Origin of the sequence: Clostridium tyrobutyricum DSM 2637 = ATCC 25755 = JCM 11008, assembly GCF_000359585.1 — a bacterium.
Taxonomy (GTDB): Bacteria; Bacillota; Clostridia; order Clostridiales; family Clostridiaceae; genus Clostridium_B; species Clostridium_B tyrobutyricum.
In genome coordinates this window covers 47687-68957 of sequence record NZ_APMH01000001.1, presented here as the reverse complement: position 1 = coordinate 68957, position 21271 = coordinate 47687, and the positions used below count along the sequence as shown (strand labels likewise).

The window sequence follows — 21271 nt, the reverse complement described above, 5'->3', positions numbered from 1 at the left end:
TCAAGATAATTTAATTATCTTGATACATTTTTTTGTCATTTGAGCATTATATAGATATAATATTGTTTATAGTATTTGAATATAAAAAAGATGGTGATAGATATTGAAAGTCTTAATTATGAAAATTACTTTAAGGGCATCCTGGGTACATTCATTGAAGGAAAAAAGAATGATAGTAAAAAGTATAGTTCAAAAATTAAAAAATAAATTTAATATATCAGCAGCGGAAATAGACTGCCAGGATGTTCATCAGACAATAGTTATAGGTATTGCAGGAATATGCGGAAGTTCAGCCCAGATGGATTCCACAGAAGAGAATATAATTAATTTTGTAGATGTAAATACTGATGCGGAGATAATTGATATACAGAGAGAAGCATTGTAAGTAAATATAAAAGTTTAAATTAAAAAAGTGAATTCAAAGTATTTATGTTACTTTAGTAATATAAATACCTTATTTTTATACAATTATTTATTTTTATACTAAATTAAACCATATATATTTTGATGGTTACAAGAATAAACTTGACCTATTTTAGTTAAAATATATTTACATTGAAATATAAATGAGAGGTGTTTATAAATTATGGACAATAGATTATTAAAAAGTCTCAAAAATAAATTAAAATCTCAAAGAGATGAAATATGTGATTTGCTAGAACAGATGGAAAGAAATGAAACAATAAAGTCCAATACTGAGATGTCCAGTGAATTATCTGTTTACGACAATCATCCTGCAGATAGTGCAAGCAGTATATATGACAAAGAAAGAGGAATGGCTTTCCAAAAGAATGAGGAGATTATTATAAATAAAATAGATAATGCTTTACAAAGAATGGCACAGGGTACTTATGGAATATGCAAGAAATGCGGCAAGGAAATAGACCGCAACAGGTTAAAATATGTTCCGTATGCTGAATACTGTATTCATTGTCAGGATAATATTGACGATTCCAAACCTGATGAAATGAAAAACAGGCCTCCTGAAGAAGAAGTTTTGAAGTATACCATGAATCATGGAGGATATGACAATCATAAAGATGAGGTTGGATTTGATGCAGAGGACAGCTATCAGGCAGTTGGAAAGTTCAATAGAAGAGAAAACATAGTTGAAGAATATGAGGATGAAGATGAAGAATATGTTGAACCTATAGAGAAAATAAGCAATACACAGTATAAAAATCAACTTCCTTAAATTTACAGTAATATTTAAATACAATACCGGTAATAATATTGTTGTAATTAGGTTGGGAGTTGATCATAATGACGGTAGGTTCAAGAGTAAAGCAGACATTGGCAGATTTACAGGGAATTGAAAGTACACTGAGGATTTATTCTCTGCAGAGCAAAAATAAAGATGAAATAAAAGCATATAGTGAAGCATTTAAAACTACAGAAACAGTTACTAAAAATATTAAAGACAGATTGAAGACAATACAAATTGAAGAACCTCAATATAAAGGAAAATAGGAGAGTTAAATATGCAAAATTGGATTATGGTAATTTTAAAATCTGCTATTTTATTTTTTCTAACTTTAGTAATAGTTAAAATCTATGGAAAAGGCAATTTGTCAAAATTAACACCTTTTAGGATGATAAATTATATTGTAATTGCTATTATTGTTACATTTATTTCACTTGGCTTAGTATCCAATGTGATATTTGCCTTTCTTGTATTAGGTGTTTGGGTTTTGTTTTCTCTTATAATAGATTATCTATCTTTGGAAGTCAAATGGATACATGACTTTGTATATGGAAATCAAACTGTATTAATAAAAGATGGAAAGGTAATGGAAGAAAATTTAAAAACTATAAGATATACGGGAGACGAACTACTTAGAGATTTAAGATCTAAAAATATATTTAATCTGGCTGATGTACAATTTGCCGTAATGGAAACTACAGGAGAAGTAAATGTTTTATTGAAATCAGACAAGAAACCAGTTACTTCGCATGACCTTAAAGTGGAAGTTGCGCCTATATCCGAACCTGAAACAGTTATATTGAATGGGAAAATTATAGATGGTGCATTATCAAACAGAGGCTTAAATCGTGAATGGCTCCAAATTCAACTATCAAATTTTGGAGTGATTCTTGAGAATGTGTTTATTGGTCAGGTGGATTCTTCAGGTGATCTTTTTATAGATACTTTTGATGATTCAATACAAATAGAGCAGCCTAAAGTAAAAGAACTGCTTTATGCAAGTATTTCAAAAGTTCAAGCTGATTTATTTGCATATTCATTGGAAACAGATAATTTGGAAGCTAAAAAAATGTATTCAAACAATGCCAGTACAATAAAAAGATTAATGGATAAATTAGAACCTTATCTACTACGCTGAAAATTTTTATTGTATTGTTCATTATATAAAATCAACATTATTATAAAGGAGATGGCAACTATGACAGTAGGAACACAGATGCAGCAGGCGATAGCTGGAGTTCAATCAGCAGCAGCTACAATGAAAACTTTTGAATTGCAGACAGAAGATCCAACTGCAAAACAGGATTTTAAGCAGCTGGCTAAAACTTTTGAGGATTCATTACAAGTTTTAAATGGAAGATTAAAATATATTCAGGAACAGGAACCTCAATATAAATAAATTATGTGAATAAACAAAATGGTCTATCTTGGTTAATAATTTAATTATTGTCCAGGATAGATCCTTTTTTAAATTATCATTAGATTGATACTTCTTTAATGATATAATATTATATATTTATATAAATTATGTTGAACATAAGTTGAAATGGAGGTGATCTCTTGACTTTTCAGCAATTAAAATATGCCGTTGCGGTTTCAAACTGTGGTTCTATGAATGAAGCGGCAAAAAAACTTTTTATATCACAGCCAAGCCTTTCAAATGCCATAAAAGAGCTTGAAAATGAGCTGGGAATTGTAATATTTGATAGAAATAATAGAGGAATAAATATTTCAATGGATGGAATTGAGTTTCTGGGATATGCAAGACAAATTGTAGAACAAACTGAATTATTGGAGAATCATTATAAGGGAACACAACTGAGACCTGTGCATTTTTCTATTTCAACTCAGCATTATGCTTTTGTAGTAGATGCTTTTGTAAAGTTAATGAAAAATTTTGAAATTGAAGGATATGAATTGAATTTAAGAGAAACAAGAACTTATGAAATTATTGAAGACGTAAAAATGCTTAGAAGTGACATAGGAGTGTTATATATAGGTGAAAACAATTCAAAGGTTTTAAATAAAATATTCAGGGACAATGAGCTCAAATTTACACCTTTATTTAATACCAATCCATACATTTTTATTAGTACCAAGCATCCTCTTTCCAATAGAGAATTTGTTAATATTAAAGATATAGAGCCTTTCCCATATATTAAATTCGATCAGGGAAAAAATAATTCAATACATTTCTCAGAGGAAATGGTGGATCTTTCTGAAATGAATAAAATAATTTATGTAAATGACAGGGCTACTCTTTCAAATCTAATAATTGGTACGGAAAGCTATACTATTGGTACTGGAGTAGTAGTCTCTGATTTAAATGGTAGTGAAATAAAGTCCATACCACTTGAAAACAGTGAAATATTTACAGTAGGATGGATTTCACATAAGAATATAAAGTTAAACAACATAGCTAAAGAATTTATAAACATATTAAATGATATTGTATCGACAAATTATTTTGATTCCAATTATTATCTGCTGTAAAACATAGAATGGAGGGAAATATGGTTAGAAAATTAACAGGAACGAAAAGAAATATACCACCTTTTCGCTGTGATATTGTAGGCAGTTTTTTACGTACAGAAGAAATTAAAATTGCCCGCAGAAAGTTTGCAGAAGGAGATATAAGTTTTGAAACTTTAACAGATATTGAGAATACAGAGATTATAAAATTGGTACAAAAGGAAAAACAATTGGGATTAAAGGCTGTTACCGATGGAGAATTTAGAAGATCGTGGTGGCATTTGGATTTCTTTTTAGGCATACATGGTACGGAAAAGATTATGTTGAACAAGGGAAAAAATATCAACGGATCAAGAATTAGAGCTGAAAGTTTTCGGATTGTAGATAAGATCTTATTTAATGGTCATCCCATGATACAACATTTTAAATATTTACAAAGTATTTGCGGCAGCAGTATTCCTAAATTTACAATTCCATCCCCAGCTCTATTTTACTCTGTACAAAGTCATAATGAAAATAATGTCTATAAAAATAGTCAGGAACTCATGAATGATATTATAGAAGTTTACAAATGTGCAATCCAATCTTTTTATGAAGCTGGCTGCAGATATCTCCAGCTGGATGATACAGCACTCGGAATGTTGTGCAGTCAGAAATACAGACAACACATAAGCCATATGAATGTTGATCCTGAGGAACTCATGAATTACTATTTAAATCTTATCAATGGGAGTACTTTAGATTGTCCGGATGATATGATAATTACACTTCATATATGCCGTGGAAATTTTCATTCATCATGGTTTGCATCGGGAGGATATGATTTTATATCTGAAACAATTTTTAAAAATTGCAGTGTAGATGGATTTTTCCTGGAATATGATGATGAAAGATCAGGTGACTTCAAACCTTTGAGATTTATAAAAAAACAGATAGTTGTACTTGGACTTGTAACTACAAAACATGGTGGACTTGAGAGCAAGCAGTATATTAAATCTCGCATTTCTGAAGCCTGTAAATATATTGACATAAATCAACTTTGTTTAAGCCCTCAGTGCGGGTTTGCTTCTACAGAAGAGGGAAATATAATTACAGAAGAGGAACAGTGGGATAAAATAAGGCTTATTGTGGAAATTGCGGGTGAAGTGTGGAATCAATAAAAGTATTAGATATAGCTAATTCCTATAACAGGTAATAGTTTTTTGAAGTTACCCATATAAATCCATCTGTGTTATACTTGTTTCACAGTAAAACGAGTTAGTTAAGGAGAGATTTAAATGAGTATAGTATTTGAAAAAACGGACAAGAGAACTAAAACTCCTTTTAGAGCAGATATTGTAGGAAGCTTCTTACGTCCACAAAATATAAAAAATGCACGTATTAAATTCAAAAATGGAGAAATTTCTTTTGAAGAATTAAATCAACTTGAGAACAAGGAAATAATAAAATTGGTTGAGAAACAAAAATCCGTAGGACTTAAAGCTGTTACAGATGGTGAATTCAGGCGATCATGGTGGCACCTTGATTTTATGTGGGGACTTGATGGTGTAGATAGGAAGATTATAGATGAGGGATATAAATTCAATGGTTTGGAGACTAGACCTGAAACTGCTGTACTTACTGGTAAAATAGGTTTTAGCAATCATCCTATGGTTTCACATTACAAATTTTTAAAAAGCATTACAGGCGACGATGTAATTGCACGTCAGAGCATACCTGCACCAGCACAGTTTCTTGCAGAGCTTCAAAGAGGTGAAAACAAGGAGATTACAGATTCAATTTACAGCAGTACAAAAGAACTTGTATCTGATATAGCCAATGCCTATAGAAAGGCTATAAAAGCTTTTTATGATGCTGGCTGCCGCAGCCTTCAACTGGATGACTGTACATGGGGAATGTTTTGTGACAAAAAATATTGGGAAGCACGTCAGGAAGAAGGCCTGGATATAAATGAAATTGCCAAATTGTATGCTAAGGTAAATAATGAGTCACTTAAAGGACATCCCGATGATATGGTGATTACAATGCATGTTTGCCGTGGAAACTATCATTCAACATGGGCATCTTCAGGTGGATATGAAGCTGTAGCAGAAATATTATTTGGTACCGTTAATGTAGATGCATTTTATCTGGAATACGATACTGATCGTGCAGGAGATTTTGCTCCACTTAGATTTGTAAAAGATAAGATTGTTGTATTGGGTTTAATTAGTTCTAAAATAGGACAGCTTGAGAATAAAGAAGATGTAATAAAGAGAATAAAAGAGGCAACAGAATACATTGATCTAAACAGATTGTGTTTAAGTCCACAATGTGGCTTTGCATCCACTGAAGAAGGAAACATTTTAACTGAAAAGCAGCAGTGGGACAAGATTAGGTTAGTGAAAGAAATTTCAGACGAAGTTTGGTAGGTAAAAAGTCTAGTCAGTATAAAATCTGAGATAACAATTTTGGACTATCATCAATTCCAGTTGTTTCACGTTCTTTAAAATCCATATTAGATTAGTCTCCATTTTTTTGTTAGCATAATTTATTGACAAAAATACTATTATAATATATCATGAAATAAATTATATATATATCTTATCGAGAGTGGTGGAGGGACTGGCCCTTTGAAACCCGACAACCAGCATTTTTATTTAAGTGCAAGGTGTTAATTCCAGCAGAATATTCTGAAAGATAAGGAAGATATCTTGTGAATTAAGGTTGTTTTTCTTATGAAAGACAATCTTTTTAATATAATCAATTATTCAACTTATAAGGGGGAAATGTAATGAGTAAAGAACCTAGCTTTATAACAAAATGCGTACATGTAGGCAATGGGATTGATAAAGAAACGGGATCTATCAGACGTCCTATAACTATGGCAAACTGCTACAGACTTCCAGAAGATGCATCATCAATTAACTGGAGTGACCCAAATCAAATACTATATACTAGAAATACTTCTGCAAATCAATTGTATCTTCAACAGCGACTGGCTGCATTGGAAGGTGGGGAAGACTGTGTAGTTCTTGCAAGTGGAGTTGCTGCACTTGCAGGTGTATTCTTTACATTTTTAGGCAGCAATTCACATGTGATTTGTTCTAATGTTTCATATATAGCAGTTTATAGATTGTTGAATCAATATCTCCCCGATAAGTATGGTGTAGAGGCAACTCTTGTTGATACATCAGATGTAGAGAAAATAAAAAAGGCAATACGGCCCAATACAAAGCTGATTCATGTAGAAACTCCAGGTAATCCAACTACCAAAATAAGTGATATTGAAGAAATATCCCAAATAGCCAAATCTATTGGGGCATTGTTTAGTGTTGATAGTACTTTTGCATCTCCATATTTACAACATCCTCTTGAACTTGGAGCAGATCTTGTAGTACATAGTTTGACAAAGTATATAAATGGGCATGGGGATGCTATGGGTGGAGCTGTAATAGGAAAAAAAGAGATTATAGATAGAATAAAAAGTGAAGCAATGGTCAACCTTGGAGGTACAATAAGTCCTTTTAATGCATGGCTTATAATGAGAGGCGTTGTAACATTGCCACTTCGTATGAAACAACACAGCGATACTGCCCTTGAAGTCGCAAAGTACCTGGAGGCAAATCCTGCTGTGAAATTTGTTGCATATCCTGGACTTGAAAGTCACCCACAGCATGATATTGCTAAGAAACAGATGAAGATGTATTCTGGTGTAATTGCTTTTGCATTAAAAGCTGATAGTGAAATCCACAATAAATTTATAAATTCCTTAGAACTTGTAGTACCTGCAGTATCACTTGGGCATGATGAAAGTCTTATTGTCTATACTGGTCCTGATGATGAAAGAATTGACTTTTATCCAGAAGAATTTAGAGACGGATATATAAGGTTCAGCATAGGCTTGGAAAGTGCAGAAGATATTATAGATGATTTAAAACAGGCATTGAAAAAATGTGGATTTTGAAATATAAAATAAGCATTCAGAAATTCTGAATGCTTATTTTATATTTATAACTAATATTGTTATAATTAAATAAAACTAATTCGAGGAGATGACAATAATGAAAAATAAAATGGTTCTAAAAGGAATAGGACAATATAGTATTAGTATTTTAATAGCCGTTGTACTTGCATTTGTATTTCATACCTATGTTTTTGCAAGATCAGATGTAACAGGTCCGTCAATGCAGCCTACATTTCACAATAATGATATTATATTTCAAGAGAGGATAAGTACTGCAATAGGAAAAATAAATAGAGGTGAAATTGTTGTTTTTAACTCCAAAGATGAAAACAACAGTAATTATATAAAAAGAGTAATAGGTATTGAAGGAGATACCATTGATATAAAGAATGGACAAGTATATTTAAATGGAAAATGCCTTGAGGAAAATTATCTTCCCAAGGGTACTGTTACAGAGCCTAACTCTTATACAACACAATATATCATACCTAAAGGATATATTTTTGTACTTGGAGACAATAGAGGTAATAGTACTGATAGTAGAATACTTGGTCCTGTAAATATAAAAGATGTAAAGGGTCATGTAATTTTTAGAGTATATCCATTTAAGAATATGAAAATATTTTAGAAAGGATTCAAGATTTTGAACCCTTTCTAAAATTTCAAAATCATGTCATACCATTGAACGCCGCCGTGTACTGATTTAGATATACCTTTATTGATATATCCGAACTTTTCATAGTAGTGAATGAGTCTTTTCTTGCAAGTAAGAACTAGACCCTTTCTACCTGATGTTTTTGATATATCTATCATGTGATTCATTAATTGTGCTGCTATTCCATGGTTGCGATAATTTGGTATGACATCAAGTCCAAAAATTGTCTGATAGTCACCATTTGGAATATGAAGTGTTGAATCTTCATATAACTCGTCATAAATCACAGTTCCATTTATAATACAACCGTTAATAAATCCAATAATTTTTTTATCTTTTTCTGCTACAAAAAAACTTTCTGAAAATGTATTAAGACGCTGTTTTAAAGATTCTCTTGTAGCTGCTTCTGCTTTTGGAAAACAGATTGCTTCAACTTTCGATATTGTATCCAAATCCTTTAATAATGCCTGTCTGATTATAATATCCATTATATAAATATCTCCTAGTCATTTTGATTGTTCATAATTTGATTGCTTATAATTAGTGAAATTAAACAAAACAACAATACTATACAAACTACCCATATTGAATGATCTCCAATATTGATGGTAAAAAAGCCACCCCAAAAAGCTCCAAATAAAAATGAGAAAATAACAGCAAAATATCTAATGGCCTTTAAACTGGATTCATGGTCTTTTTGTGTAATTGCAATATAGACTTCATGTGAAGCTGAACGTAAATTACCGGTACACATAGTAGTGGCAAAAGGTGCACCAACCAATTTCCTAAATGAACAAAATTGCAGCGAGGCTGCAAATGAAATAGTAACATTCACAAAAATATTTGATACAGTTCTAGGAATAAATCCTATAATTAAAAATAGTATTATCTCAATAATTAATATCATATACAAAGAATTTTTTATGAAAGCAATAGAAGCCCTTTTTTTTATAATTTCATAGGTCATTACACCAATTATAAAACCTAAAATTGGCATTAATGCGTGTAAAAATTCGTTCCAATTTCTTTTGAAAAGGGATATTCCAACCAATACAAGATTTCCTGTCTGGGCGTTGGAAAAAACACCACCTCTTCCTACAAAAGTATAGGCATCCAGAAATCCGCCCACTGTTGTAAGAAGTATTCCAAGAATTAATGATTCAGAGGTAATAATAGGGTAGTGTAAACTTATTTTCTTTTTATGAACTACAGGTATTTCTTTAACTGTCAAGATAAATGGCCCCTTTTAATAAAATATAATATTAAAATATTGTATACTTGTATATTATACTTTTGATTTTAGTATATGTATAATACTATTAATATTATATAATTTATAGTATAAAACTATAATGAATTGATTTTTTATAAGAAAGTAGGAAATTTATATGAATTTTCATCAATTAGAATATGTAATAGCAATATCAGAGGAAAAAAGTATTTCAAAAGCGGCAAAAAAATTGTACATTTCTCAACCTTCTTTAAGTCAGTATATTATCAGATTGGAAAATAATTTAGGAGTGAAATTATTTGATAGAACTACAAGCTCTATTAAATTGACTTTTGCAGGGGAGAAGTACTTAAAAACTGCAAAGAGTATTCTCAATCTAAATAGCCAATTAAGAAAAGAACTGAGTGATATAGCTGGTTCTAAAAAAGGACGGATTATAATCGGGATTCCAATCCAGATAGGAAGATATATATTACCATTGGTATTACCAGAATTTAATAATAAATTTCCAGAGATAAAATTATCAATTCAAGAAGATGTAACCTTAAAATTAGAGCAAATGCTATTGGATGGCAAAATAGATATTGCCATATTAAATCTTCCAATAAAAAATGAAAAGATTTTATATAAGCCAGTATGCAATGAAAGAATATTCCTTGTAGCTCCTAGAAATCACCCTATATGTTCTCATAAAAACTATAAAAGAGATCAAAAATTATATATTAATAGTTTAAAAAATGAAAAATTTATTTTGTTGAAACAAGGTCAGAGAATGAGACTTATTGCAGATAATATATTTCAACAGTCGCATTTTAAGCCAAATATTCTTCTTGAACTTACTAATGTCGATACTGCTCATAGAATAGCTGCTGAAGGAATGGGATTTGCTTTTATACCGGAAAATGTCATATGGTTATTGAATACAGATAAATATAATAATTATTTTTTAATAGATAATATTAATTCTACAATTGTAATAGCCTATAGACAAGGAGAATATATTACAAAAGCAACTTGTGAATTTATTAATATGGTAAAGAGAATTGTACAATTAAATTGTAAATTAAAAGTAAATAATGACAGAGTATATAATAAAATTTATATTTAAATAGATATGTATAAGGGTTATTATAAATATATTCATCTATAGTAATATATTGACTTTAGTTCAAGTTAGTATTAACATTTTTATATGTAAATTTAAAGCTTTGTTATATAATATACTTAAGTAGGGACAATAAGATTTTTTCTAATTTTTTGAAATTTTAGAAAGTTAATCTAATAGTGATACCTACCAGTAATTAGTAGTCACATTTACAATTGCTGGTTTTATTTATTCTTAATTTATTGAAAGGATAGGAAGCATAATGTTAAAAATTTTGATAGTGGATGATTCAATTTTTTCTCGAAAGATAGTTTCTAATTTAATAAAAAAATTCATAGGAAATGTGGATGATATTGAAATGTTCTTTGCCTGTGATGGACAAGAAGGATTTGAAAAATACAAAGATATCAATCCTGATTATACAATTTTAGATTTATTGATGCCTAATTTAAATGGCAAAGAATTAATAAAATTAATAAAGGAAGATAATAAGGATGCAAAAATAGCTGTTATTTCTGCAGATGTTCAAAAAAATGTAAGAGAGGAAATAGAATCCTATGGTATAATGGCATTTATCAATAAACCATTTAATCAAAAGAAGGCTGAGAAATTATGTAATATGATGAGGAATGATTAAAATGAAGAAAAGAATATTGAGATATGATATATTGAAGGAACTATTTAATATAAGTGTGGGAAAAGCAGCTAGTATGCTTTCAGAAATAACCAATAAGAGAATATTTTTAGATGTACCGAATGTAGAAATATTGAATTTAGAAAATAAAAATTTAAGATTGGAAGATTATTTTCCAATGATAATTAATGGAACTTTAATGATATCATCTATAGCTTTTGAAAAAAAGCTTACAGGAAAGGCAAATTTGATTTTTCCTGCAAAAAAAATGAAAAAGTTTGTGGACATATGTTATGGTCAATATGAAGATAATAATATTTATGGTGAAGATTTTACAAATGTAGATTTTGATATTATTAAAGAAATTGGCAATATAATTTTAAATTCCATTATTGGGGAAGTTGGAAACCATTTAGATATTAAATTGGACTATACTTTGCCTGAAGTTAAAGTATTTAATACAATAGATTTTAGAAGAGATATTAAATATAAGCAGTATAAGAATGTGCTTATACTTTATATAACATTTGTAATAGATGAAATAGAGATTGAAGGTGCGGTGATAATTGATTTAACCCTTCAATCTTTAAAAGAATTGATGAAAAAAATAGATAGTATAGAGGATGAGTTATATGGATAAAATTATATCCGATATATTAAATAATATTAATGAAGGATTAGTATTGATTGACCAGAGATTAAATATTTGTATATGGAACAAATACATGGAGTATTTAACAGGTATCAATGCAGAAAATGCAATTGATAACAATATATATGAAATATTACCTAATTTGACTAGAAAATATTTAAAAAGCAGTATATCCAATGTAATGGATAATGGGCTTAAAATGTTTTTTTCATCATCAATGCATGGAAAGTTAGTTAATGATAGGGAAAATTTAAATCTAAAAATAAGCAGGTTTGATTATAATAATTCTAAAGTATTGGTTCTGGAATTTTTAGATGTTACCAGTCAATTTATACAGGTTGATAGATTAAAAAAATATGTAACCAAGTTATGTGAGTTAAATAAGAAATTAAAAGAAAAGGAAGAAGTTATTAAAAATCTGGCTTATTATGACAAGTTGACAGGAGCCGCAAATAGGACATTGTTCTATGAGTTTTCAGAAAAATTTTTAAGTGTTGCTAAGAGAAATAATACTATGTTGGGATTAATGTTTACAGATATTGATAAATTTAAAAAGATAAACGATACTTATGGACATGAAATAGGTGACAGAGTGTTGACAAAAGTAGCTAACATACTTAAAAAAGCTACGAGGAAAGAGGATGCGGTTACAAGATATGGTGGTGATGAATTTTTAATATTACTACCTAATATAAAGAATTTATCTGATTGCGAAACTATAGCCTGTAGAATTCTTAGGATCAAGAATAATTTTATAATTTGTAATGGAAATGAAATACCTATATCGTTGAGTATTGGTATAAGTTGTTATCCTAAAGATGGAGTTGATATTGATAGTTTGATAGTAAAAGCGGACAAGGCTATGTATAGGGCTAAAAAAAGTGGAGGAAATTGTAATTGCTTTTGTAAATAGAGGTAAAATATTAAATAAGTATGTATTATAATCAAGTAACAAATTGGATTGTTACTTGATTTTTTCTATATAAGAATTATATATGACTAATATATATTATGTATTTTAAATATGGAAATATGTTTGATATAATGTGTATGACTTACAGAGAATTGCACATATTATATAGTTATTGGAGGTAACGATTTGCTAAAATTACTTAAATTTATCAAACCTTATAGGAAGCAAGTTATTTTAGGACCTATATTTAAATTACTGGAGGCAATATTTGAAATACTAATACCAACTATTATGGTTCTAATTGTTGATAAGGGTATAAAGAGTGGGAGTACTTCTTATATACTTAAAATAGGGATTATAATGTTTCTAATGGCTGCAATTGGAATTATATGTTCATTCACATGCCAATATTTTGCATCCATAGCATCTCAAGGATTCGGGACTATATTGAGAAAAGAATTATTTAAAAAGATAGGCACTCTATCCTATGATGAAATTGATGAGTATGGTACATCTTCACTTATCAATCGTGTTACTAATGATGTAAATCAGCTACAGCTTGCACTTGCCATGTTTATTCGTCTGGCTATACGAGTTCCTTTTTTATGTATAGGTGGAATTATAATGGCTACTTTTCTAGATCCAAAACTCTCAGTTATAATGTATTTATCCATACCCGTATTTGCATTTGCAGTTTATATGATAATGAGCAGATCACTTCCTTTCTATAAGATAGTGCAAAAAAAATTGGATAAACTTGCACTTGTACTGAGAGAAAATTTATCAGGAGTAAGAGTAGTAAGGGCTTTTTCAAAAATGGAATACGAAAAAGCCAGATTTAAAAAATCGAATGAAGATCAAACTAATACTTCAATAAGAGTTGGAAAAATATCGGCACTTATGAACCCAATCACAAGTTTAATAATGAATTTTTCAGTTTTGTTCATACTGTGGTTTGGAGGTATAAGAGTAAACGGTGGTGTAGTTACTAAAGGAAAAATCATAGCATATATAAACTACGCTACATTAGTGTTGTCAGCACTTATAATTGTAGCAAACCTTATTGTTATATTTACAAAAGCAGCTGCGAGTGCATCACGTGTGAATAAAGTATTTGATATAAATCCAAGCATAGAATACAATAATAATTTTTCAGATAATAAAGAAGTGATTAGAGATATTGGATCTATAAAATTTGAACATGTATTTTTTGCATATAAAAATGCAAAAAAATATTCACTTAAAGATATATCATTTTGTATAGAATCAGGTCAAACTATTGGAATAATTGGAGGCACTGGATCTGGAAAAACAACGCTTGTAAATCTTATTTCCAGACTTTATGATGTTGTTAGAGGAAGAATTTTAGTAGATGGTATTGATGTAAGAGAGTATTCTAAGGACAAACTTGGATATAAAATAGGATTGGTACCTCAAAAGGCTGTTTTATTTTCTGGAACAGTTATGGAAAATATAAAATGGGGAAAAGATAATGCAAGTTTATCTGAGATTGAAAAAGCAGCGGAAATTTCAAAGGCAGCAGAATTTATTGAAAAACTTCCATTAAAATATGAAACAGGTATATCTCAAGGAGGAATTAATTTCTCTGGAGGTCAAAAACAAAGGCTTACTATAGCAAGAGCCGTAGTACGTAATCCTGAAATATTAATTATGGACGATAGTTTAAGTGCACTTGATTATACAACGGATGCAGCACTTAGAAAAGATCTTAGAAATAATACTAGGGGAATGACAGTTATTATGGTTAGTCAGAGAATAAGTACTATAAGATCTGCAGATAAAATAATAGTTCTTGATGATGGAAATATTTCAGGCATGGGAACCCATGAACAATTGCTGGAAAATTGCAGTGTATATAGGGAGATATATAATTCACAGGTTTCAAAGGAGATTAGTATAGATGAAAAAGAATAGTTTATTTAGATTATTTAAATATATTGGCAATTATAAAATATATCTGGTTATATCTCTTGTATGTGCACTTGTCAGCAACATATTAACAGCATTTATCCCATTTATTGTTGGAAAGGCAATAGATAGAATTATAGGACAGGGCAGAGTGGATTTCCCTGATTTATTTAAAATAATAATTATATTGGCAGTAGTTTATGGAGTAAGTTCTTTTTTCATGTGGATATTTACGATTTTAGCTAATATAATATCCTTTAGAACTGTAAGAGATATACGAAATGAAGCATTTGATAAAATTGAAAAGCTTCCTTTAAAGTATTTTGATTCTAATGCACATGGAGATATAATGAGCAGGCTGACAAATGATATTGATGCCATTTCAGATGGACTATTTCAGGGAATTACACAATTTTATCCTGGAATTGTAACTGTAATATGTTCTATAGTATTGATGTTTGCATTGAGTATAAAGATAAGTTTGGTCATTTTATGCATGACACCACTCTGTTTTGTTATAGCTTCTTTTATTACTAAAAGATCAAACAAGATGTTTAAAGAACAGCAAAAGACAGTAGGTGAATTAAATGGATATATTGAGGAGATTATAGGCAATCAAAAAATAGTAAAAGTTTTCGGTTATGAAGAAAATTCACAGAAAAAGTTCAATGAAATCAATACCAGACTTTATAAATGTGGTCAACAGGCACAATTTTATTCATCACTTACAAATCCATCAACTAGATTTGTAAATAATATAACATATGTATTGGTTGGAGTAGTTGGAGGACTTCTTTCAGTTCTAAATGGCCTTAGTGTAGGAACAATATCAAGTTTTCTAACATATTCAACTCAATTTTCTCAGCCCATAAATAATATAACCAGTGTTGCTACACAACTTCAAGCTGCTCTTGCATCTTGTGAAAGGGTATTTTCAATTATTGATGAAGTTCAGGAAGTAGATGATTCAAAAAACACTAAAGAAATTATCAAATGTAATGGAAATATAGATTTTCAAAATGTATTTTTTTCATATGTAAAAGAAGTACCGCTAATAAATAATTTTAGTGCAGACATAAAAAAAGGAAATACTATTGCAATTGTTGGACCTACAGGTGCAGGGAAAACTACAATAGTTAATCTTCTTATGAGATTTTATGATATAAATGCAGGAAATATAATGATAGATGGAACCAATATATATGAAATTAAAAGAAATAATCTTAGAAGATTATTTGGGATGGTTCTGCAGGATACATGGCTGTTTGAAGGTACAATAAGGGAAAATATAAGTTATGGAAAACAGGAAGCTTCACAATGTGAAATTGAAAAAGCTGCAAAAGAAGCATATGTTCATAATTTTATAAAAAGACTTCCAGAGGGCTATGATACTGTTATAACAGAAGCAGGGTCAAATCTTTCAGAAGGACAAAAGCAGTTATTGACCATAGCAAGGGTTATGTTAATAAATCCACCTATGCTCATATTAGATGAAGCAACTAGTAATATTGATACGAGAACAGAGGCAAAAATTCAAAGTGCTTTTCAGGTAATGATGAATGGAAAAACAAGTTTTGTAATAGCACACAGACTATCTACTATACGTAATGCAGATATTATATTGGTAATGAATAATGGTGAAATAGTTGAACGAGGAAATCATGAAGAATTGTTAAACAAAGGTGGATTTTATGCCAAACTTTATAAAAGTCAGTTTGAAAGTAGAGAGAGTTATTGAAATATTTGAGCAAATAAAATATAATAATTCATAGTCATATAAAATTAATATTAAATTATGAGGAGTATAATAAAAATGAGACAAGTTTATAAAAATCCAAATGAATTGGCAAGCAGATTAAGAGATTTAGTTGAGTCATATTTTGATGACTTGATAGATCAAGATAAATTAGAAGAATCAGTTAAGACTATAATAAGTGCCAATGAGGACAGAGTTTATAAAAATGGATTTATGCCGACTAGGCTAGCTAATGCAATAGGCAGGGAAAGAGTAGATGTTATAGATAATATATATAAGAAAATGAAATAGTTTGTATATTCAAGCACTTAATTCCTATTATAAAGATGAATTAAGTGCTATTTTAGCAATTGGTTGAATTATAATATTTAATGATATAAAATTACATTTATAGTCTTCATATGGAATAATATGAAAACATAAGGGGGAGTTTATTAACAATGAAAATTTTAGTATATAGTTATAGAATGGATGAAGCTAAGTATTTGGATAAGTTTAGTAAAAAATATAATGTTGAAATTGAATTGTGTAAAGAAGGACCAACTTTGGAAAATGCGAATCTAGCAAGTGGATTTAATTGTATAAGTATTATTACAACGCCAGTTGATAGAAATTTAATTAAAAAATTTTATGAAGTTGGTGTAAGGTTTATATCTACAAGAACAATTGGATATGATCATATAGATATTAAAAGTGCTAGGGAGTTTGGTATTCATGTTGGAAATGTAACATATTCACCAAATAGCGTAGCTGATTATACCATAATGATGATACTTATGATATCAAGGAAAATCAAAACTATTATGGAACGAAGCAATGTACAAGATTATTCTTTAAAGGGAGTTCAAGGAAAAGAATTACAAAACTTAACTGTGGGGATTATTGGAACGGGGAGAATTGGAAAAACTGTAATAAAGCATTTAAGTGGATTTGATTGTAAAATGTTGGCCTATGATATATATAAAGATAAAAAATTAAATCAATATGTTGAGTATGTTAATCTAAAAGAACTATTTCAAAAAAGCAATATTATAACAATGCATGTGCCAGCTACAAAGGATAATTATCATATAATAGATAAGAATTCTATAACATTGATGAAAGAAGGAGTATTTATTATTAATACAGCCAGAGGATCTTTAATAAATACCGATGATTTAATTGATGGTATAGAAAAGAAAAAAATTGGTGGGGTAGCTTTGGATGTTATAGAAAATGAATCAAATATATATTATAATGATCTAAAATGTCAGGTACTTGATAATAGGGATTTGGCAATACTTAAGTCATATCCTAATGTTATTGTTACACCTCATACGGCTTTTTATACTGATCAGGCTGTAAGTGATATGGTTGAAAATTCTATTTTAAGTTGTATTTTATTTGTTGAGAAAAAAGAAAATCCATGGGAAGTTTGTTAAATTAAAGTATTTATCGATAAAAGGATAAAGATTTCATATAAGATACGATAATTTAATTAACACATAATATATTTAAAAAGGAGTGGACTTAGAATGAATTTCACCAAGAAGTCAGTATTGCTTATTTTTTTAATTGTTATGATTCCTATAATAATTTTTTCAATATTGACATTTAATCAAGTTTCAGTAATAACAATTTTGGTAATGCTTTTAATTGGGGTTATTTCCAGCATAATAGGAGCCGTTCTATTCTCCAAAAAAATCTTATCAACAGAAAATATTCAAAAAAACTCGAATGAAAATTCCAACACCAATTTACAAGAATTTATAGAAAATTTAAATTCTCTGGCAAATAGTATAAATGAAAACATACATAATGTGGTAAATTTTGTTGAAAAATTAGAAAATGAATTGGGTGAAACTGCAGGAGAAATAGAGAATATATCAGCAAGCATGGAAGAAAACTCGGCATCTGCAGAAGAAATAGCTGCATCTTCAGGAGAAATGGGAAATGCAGTAAATGACATATCCGACAAGGCAAAAGAAGGTTCAAAATTCTCACAGGAATCTTCTAAAAGGGGTAAAGAACTTCAAATTACAACGCAAAAAGCACGTGACAGATCAAATACTATGTATTCAAATATAAAGAAGGATATAGAAAGTGCTATAGAAGAGAGTAAATCTGTAAATGAAATAACCAAGCTTACACAGGCAATAATCGATATTACAGAACAGACTAATCTTTTGGCTTTAAATGCATCTATAGAGGCTGCAAGAGCAGGAGAAGCAGGCAAGGGATTCTCGGTAGTAGCAGATGAAGTAAAGGAACTTGCAAAACAGTCCGGTGAAACTGCAGGAAATATAAAAGTAATAGTTGATTCAGTAGTGGATTCTGTAAATAGACTGGTAGAAGGTTCTAAAAGTGCATTAAGTTATATATCAACTGAAGTCTCACAGGATTATGACAAATTTGATGAGGCATCCTCAAGATATTCCAAAGATTCCAATAGAATAAATGAATTTATGAATAACTTCAGTGCTTCATCTCAGGAATTAAATTCATTTATTGGCGGAATAGTAAAAGTCATAAATGAAATGGCACAAAATTTTACAGATGGGGCTAATAATATGCAGGGTATATCTGAAAAAAATACCAAACTAATTGAAAATTTGAATACAGTTAAAAACAAGATGAATGAATTGGATGAAGCTGGTTCACAAATCCTTCAGATTATTGAAAAAGTTAGTAAATAATATTAGAGACATATTGACAAACAATAAATAATTGTTAAAATAAAATTAGCACTCAGTTATTATGAGTGCTAATAGAAACAATAATTCTCAAATAAACTACATCAATACTATAGAGATGTAGTTTTATTGAGGTTTTTACATAAAAAATATAAAATATTTATTTATAGAGAAGGGAAATGGTACGATGTCTACAAAACAATTTAAAGCAGAGTCAAGAAGATTGCTTGACTTGATGATTAATTCAATTTATACAAACAAGGAAATATTTTTAAGAGAACTTATATCAAATGCAAGTGATGCAATAGATAAAAGCTATTATAAGTCACTTGTTGATGAAAATGTAAGCTTTAATAAAGAAGATTTTTATATTAGAATTACTGCGGACAAGGAAAAAAGAACACTTACGATTACTGATACAGGTATAGGAATGACAAAGGAGGAACTTGAAAATAATCTTGGCACTATTGCAAAAAGTGGCTCCCTTTCTTTTAAAAACGAAAATGAAATAAAAGATGGAGTAGATATAATAGGACAATTTGGAGTGGGATTTTATTCTGCTTTCATGGTATCTGATTTAGTTACTGTAAAAACTAAATCAATAGATTCAGATGAGGCTTATAAATGGGAATCAAAAGGTGTAGAAGGTTATAATATTGAACCTTGTCAAAAAGATTCAGTAGGCACTGAAATTGTGTTAAAAATTAAAGAAAATACTGAAGATGAAAAATATGATGATTTTCTTGAGGAATATAAAATTAGGGATTTAGTTAAGAAGTATTCTGATTTTATAAAGTACCCAATAAAGATGATGGTAAAGAAGAGCAGACCTAAAAAGGATAATGAAAAAGAACATGAGGACTATTTTGAAGATGAAACCTTAAATAGCATGGTACCAATTTGGAGAAAAAATAAAAATGAATTAAAAGAGGAAGATTATAATCAATTTTATATGGATAAGCATTTTGGATATGAAAAACCATTAAAGGTTATTCATTCCAAGGCTGAAGGAATAGTAAGTTATACTACACTATTATTTATCCCAGCCAAGGCTCCTTATGATTTTTATACAAAAGAATTTGAAAAGGGCCTGGAACTCTATTCAAACGGAGTTTTAATAATGGATAAATGTGCAGATTTATTGCCTGATTATTTTAGCTTTGTTCAAGGATTGGTTGATTCTGCAGATCTTTCTCTTAATATATCGAGGGAACTTTTACAACATGATAGACAACTTAAATTTATTGCTAAGAGAATAAAAGACAAAATTAAAAGTGAACTTCTTTTGATGCTTAAAAAGGACCGTGAAAAATATGAAGAGTTCTATAAAAACTTTGGAAGACAGCTTAAATATGGGGTTTATTCAGATTTTGGAGCCAATAAGGAAGTACTTCAGGATTTATTGATGTTTTATTCTTCTACTGAGAAGAAGCTTGTAAGTCTTGATGAATATGTATCCCGCATGAAAGATGATCAAAAATTTATATATTATGCAGCGGGTGAAACTGTAGAAAAGGTTGAAAAATTACCTCAAACTGAATTGGTTAAAGACAAGGGATTTGAAATATTGTATTTTACGGATGAAGTTGATGAATTTGCTATTAAGATGCTCATGAAATATAAAGACAAAGAATTTAAATCAGTTTCAAGTAAAGATTTGGGATTTGAGTCTGATGAAAAAGAAAGTAAAAAGGAAACTGAAGAAAACAAAGATCTTTTTGACTTTATGAAGGAAGTACTTAAGGATAAGGTTAAAGAAGTTAGGGCATCAAACAGATTAAAGACACATCCAGTTTGCCTTGCAAATGATGGAGATATGTCTATTGAAATGGAAAAGGTACTTAATATGATGCCAAATAATCAAAAGGTTAAAGCTGATAAGATTTTGGAAATAAATACTAATCATGAAATGTTTAAGGCCATAAAGAAAGCATTTCAGGAGGATAAGGATAAACTTAAGATGTATTCAAATGTGCTTTATAATCAGGCACTGCTTATTGAGGGCCTTCCTGTAGATGATCCAGTGCAATTTGCCAATGATGTATGTTGTCTAATTAAATAATAAAATGAAATAAATCGGACTAAAACACCTGCAGAACTGC

The 21271-nt window shown here is 29.6% G+C and carries 22 protein-coding genes and 1 riboswitch; of the genes, 20 read left to right on the top strand and 2 right to left on the bottom strand.

What is annotated here, in order from left to right:
* The first annotated feature begins 103 nt into the window (after positions 1–103).
* The 10 genes from J418_RS0100340 (at position 104) to lepB (ending at position 8250) form a co-directional block, all read left to right on the top strand.
* Positions 104–385: a DUF503 domain-containing protein gene (locus J418_RS0100340; protein ID WP_026093928.1), complete on the top strand. Its 282-nt coding sequence runs from the start codon at positions 104–106 to the stop codon at positions 383–385.
* 201 nt (positions 386–586) lie between these two features.
* Entirely contained in the window at positions 587–1195 is a 609-nt protein-coding gene (locus J418_RS0100335) for a TraR/DksA C4-type zinc finger protein (RefSeq protein WP_017752206.1), read from the top strand.
* A 68-nt stretch (positions 1196–1263) separates the two neighbouring features.
* A complete protein-coding gene (locus J418_RS0100330; protein WP_017752207.1) occupies positions 1264–1470 on the top strand; it encodes a DUF1657 domain-containing protein in 207 nt (68 codons plus the stop codon).
* An 11-nt stretch (positions 1471–1481) separates the two neighbouring features.
* Positions 1482–2342 carry a DUF421 domain-containing protein gene (locus tag J418_RS0100325; protein ID WP_017752208.1) on the top strand — a complete coding sequence of 287 codons (861 nt, stop codon included), beginning with the start codon at positions 1482–1484 and terminating at the stop codon, positions 2340–2342.
* A 60-nt stretch (positions 2343–2402) separates the two neighbouring features.
* Positions 2403–2603 carry a DUF1657 domain-containing protein gene (locus tag J418_RS0100320; protein WP_017752209.1) on the top strand — a complete coding sequence of 67 codons (201 nt, stop codon included), beginning with the start codon at positions 2403–2405 and terminating at the stop codon, positions 2601–2603.
* 161 nt (positions 2604–2764) lie between these two features.
* Positions 2765–3697, top strand: a complete 933-nt coding sequence (locus J418_RS0100315; protein ID WP_017752210.1) for a LysR family transcriptional regulator — start codon at positions 2765–2767, stop codon at positions 3695–3697.
* A 20-nt stretch (positions 3698–3717) separates the two neighbouring features.
* Positions 3718–4836, top strand: coding sequence for a 5-methyltetrahydropteroyltriglutamate--homocysteine S-methyltransferase (locus J418_RS0100310; RefSeq protein ID WP_017894533.1), 1119 nt, complete (start codon positions 3718–3720; stop codon positions 4834–4836).
* A gap of 117 nt (positions 4837–4953) precedes the next feature.
* Entirely contained in the window at positions 4954–6087 is a 1134-nt protein-coding gene (locus J418_RS0100305; protein WP_017752212.1) for a 5-methyltetrahydropteroyltriglutamate--homocysteine S-methyltransferase, read from the top strand.
* Between the two features lie 169 nt (positions 6088–6256).
* Positions 6257–6362, top strand: a riboswitch (SAM riboswitch).
* An 87-nt stretch (positions 6363–6449) separates the two neighbouring features.
* Positions 6450–7622 carry a trans-sulfuration enzyme family protein gene (locus J418_RS0100300; protein ID WP_017752213.1) on the top strand — a complete coding sequence of 391 codons (1173 nt, stop codon included), beginning with the start codon at positions 6450–6452 and terminating at the stop codon, positions 7620–7622.
* A gap of 97 nt (positions 7623–7719) precedes the next feature.
* The gene (gene lepB, locus J418_RS0100295; protein ID WP_017752214.1) at positions 7720–8250 is read left to right on the top strand and encodes a signal peptidase I; all 531 of its coding nucleotides are present in this window, start codon (positions 7720–7722) and stop codon (positions 8248–8250) included.
* Between the two features lie 26 nt (positions 8251–8276).
* Here lepB and J418_RS0100290 read toward each other — a convergent pair whose 3' ends face one another.
* Both J418_RS0100290 and J418_RS0100285 read right to left on the bottom strand, forming a co-directional pair.
* Complete coding sequence (locus J418_RS0100290; protein ID WP_017752215.1) at positions 8277–8765, bottom strand: GNAT family N-acetyltransferase; 489 nt, start codon at positions 8763–8765, stop codon at positions 8277–8279.
* A gap of 14 nt (positions 8766–8779) precedes the next feature.
* Complete coding sequence (locus tag J418_RS0100285) at positions 8780–9508, bottom strand: YoaK family protein (RefSeq protein WP_017894532.1); 729 nt, start codon at positions 9506–9508, stop codon at positions 8780–8782.
* Positions 9509–9665: 157 nt separating this feature from the next.
* On the opposite strand from J418_RS0100285, the gene J418_RS0100280 reads away from it, so the two are divergent.
* From J418_RS0100280 to htpG, 10 genes are all read left to right on the top strand, one after another.
* Complete coding sequence (locus J418_RS0100280) at positions 9666–10616, top strand: LysR family transcriptional regulator (RefSeq protein WP_017752217.1); 951 nt, start codon at positions 9666–9668, stop codon at positions 10614–10616.
* Positions 10617–10875: 259 nt separating this feature from the next.
* Entirely contained in the window at positions 10876–11250 is a 375-nt protein-coding gene (locus tag J418_RS0100275) for a response regulator (RefSeq protein ID WP_017894531.1), read from the top strand.
* 1 nt (position 11251) lies between these two features.
* Positions 11252–11887 (top strand): chemotaxis protein CheC, encoded by a 636-nt coding sequence (locus J418_RS0100270; protein WP_017894530.1) that lies wholly within the window; start codon positions 11252–11254, stop codon positions 11885–11887.
* A complete protein-coding gene (locus J418_RS0100265; RefSeq protein WP_017752220.1) occupies positions 11880–12812 on the top strand; it encodes a sensor domain-containing diguanylate cyclase in 933 nt (310 codons plus the stop codon). Before J418_RS0100270 ends, J418_RS0100265 begins: the two co-directional genes overlap by 8 nt.
* Positions 12813–12998: 186 nt before the next feature.
* Positions 12999–14747: an ABC transporter ATP-binding protein gene (locus J418_RS0100260; protein ID WP_017894529.1), complete on the top strand. Its 1749-nt coding sequence runs from the start codon at positions 12999–13001 to the stop codon at positions 14745–14747.
* Positions 14734–16479 (top strand): ABC transporter ATP-binding protein, encoded by a 1746-nt coding sequence (locus J418_RS0100255; protein ID WP_017894528.1) that lies wholly within the window; start codon positions 14734–14736, stop codon positions 16477–16479. The genes J418_RS0100260 and J418_RS0100255 overlap by 14 nt, the downstream gene beginning before the upstream one ends.
* 75 nt (positions 16480–16554) lie before the next feature.
* Entirely contained in the window at positions 16555–16788 is a 234-nt protein-coding gene (locus tag J418_RS0100250; protein WP_017894527.1) for a TIGR04540 family protein, read from the top strand.
* Between the two features lie 149 nt (positions 16789–16937).
* Positions 16938–17918: a D-isomer specific 2-hydroxyacid dehydrogenase family protein gene (locus tag J418_RS0100245; RefSeq protein WP_017752224.1), complete on the top strand. Its 981-nt coding sequence runs from the start codon at positions 16938–16940 to the stop codon at positions 17916–17918.
* Between the two features lie 93 nt (positions 17919–18011).
* Entirely contained in the window at positions 18012–19172 is a 1161-nt protein-coding gene (locus tag J418_RS0100240; RefSeq protein ID WP_017894526.1) for a methyl-accepting chemotaxis protein, read from the top strand.
* A gap of 184 nt (positions 19173–19356) precedes the next feature.
* The gene (gene htpG, locus J418_RS0100235) at positions 19357–21231 is read left to right on the top strand and encodes a molecular chaperone HtpG (protein WP_017894525.1); all 1875 of its coding nucleotides are present in this window, start codon (positions 19357–19359) and stop codon (positions 21229–21231) included.
* Positions 21232–21271 lie beyond the last annotated feature (40 nt).

Bases quoted from the DNA above. Each gene is read 5' to 3' on its own strand.
- J418_RS0100300 (WP_017752213.1), top strand. From the start codon at position 6,450: ATGAGTAAAGAACCTAGCTTTATAACAAAATGCGTACATGTAGGCAAT.
- J418_RS0100320 (WP_017752209.1), top strand. From the start codon at position 2,403: ATGACAGTAGGAACACAGATGCAGCAGGCGATAGCTGGAGTTCAATCA.
- J418_RS0100270 (WP_017894530.1), top strand. From the start codon at position 11,252: ATGAAGAAAAGAATATTGAGATATGATATATTGAAGGAACTATTTAAT.
- J418_RS0100290 (WP_017752215.1), bottom strand. From the start codon at position 8,765: ATGGATATTATAATCAGACAGGCATTATTAAAGGATTTGGATACAATA.
- J418_RS0100245 (WP_017752224.1), top strand. From the start codon at position 16,938: ATGAAAATTTTAGTATATAGTTATAGAATGGATGAAGCTAAGTATTTG.
- J418_RS0100335 (WP_017752206.1), top strand. From the start codon at position 587: ATGGACAATAGATTATTAAAAAGTCTCAAAAATAAATTAAAATCTCAA.
- J418_RS0100255 (WP_017894528.1), top strand. From the start codon at position 14,734: ATGAAAAAGAATAGTTTATTTAGATTATTTAAATATATTGGCAATTAT.
- J418_RS0100250 (WP_017894527.1), top strand. From the start codon at position 16,555: ATGAGACAAGTTTATAAAAATCCAAATGAATTGGCAAGCAGATTAAGA.
- J418_RS0100275 (WP_017894531.1), top strand. From the start codon at position 10,876: ATGTTAAAAATTTTGATAGTGGATGATTCAATTTTTTCTCGAAAGATA.
- J418_RS0100265 (WP_017752220.1), top strand. From the start codon at position 11,880: ATGGATAAAATTATATCCGATATATTAAATAATATTAATGAAGGATTA.
- J418_RS0100280 (WP_017752217.1), top strand. From the start codon at position 9,666: ATGAATTTTCATCAATTAGAATATGTAATAGCAATATCAGAGGAAAAA.
- J418_RS0100240 (WP_017894526.1), top strand. From the start codon at position 18,012: ATGAATTTCACCAAGAAGTCAGTATTGCTTATTTTTTTAATTGTTATG.
- lepB (WP_017752214.1), top strand. From the start codon at position 7,720: ATGAAAAATAAAATGGTTCTAAAAGGAATAGGACAATATAGTATTAGT.
- J418_RS0100310 (WP_017894533.1), top strand. From the start codon at position 3,718: ATGGTTAGAAAATTAACAGGAACGAAAAGAAATATACCACCTTTTCGC.
- J418_RS0100305 (WP_017752212.1), top strand. From the start codon at position 4,954: ATGAGTATAGTATTTGAAAAAACGGACAAGAGAACTAAAACTCCTTTT.
- htpG (WP_017894525.1), top strand. From the start codon at position 19,357: ATGTCTACAAAACAATTTAAAGCAGAGTCAAGAAGATTGCTTGACTTG.
- J418_RS0100330 (WP_017752207.1), top strand. From the start codon at position 1,264: ATGACGGTAGGTTCAAGAGTAAAGCAGACATTGGCAGATTTACAGGGA.
- J418_RS0100325 (WP_017752208.1), top strand. From the start codon at position 1,482: ATGCAAAATTGGATTATGGTAATTTTAAAATCTGCTATTTTATTTTTT.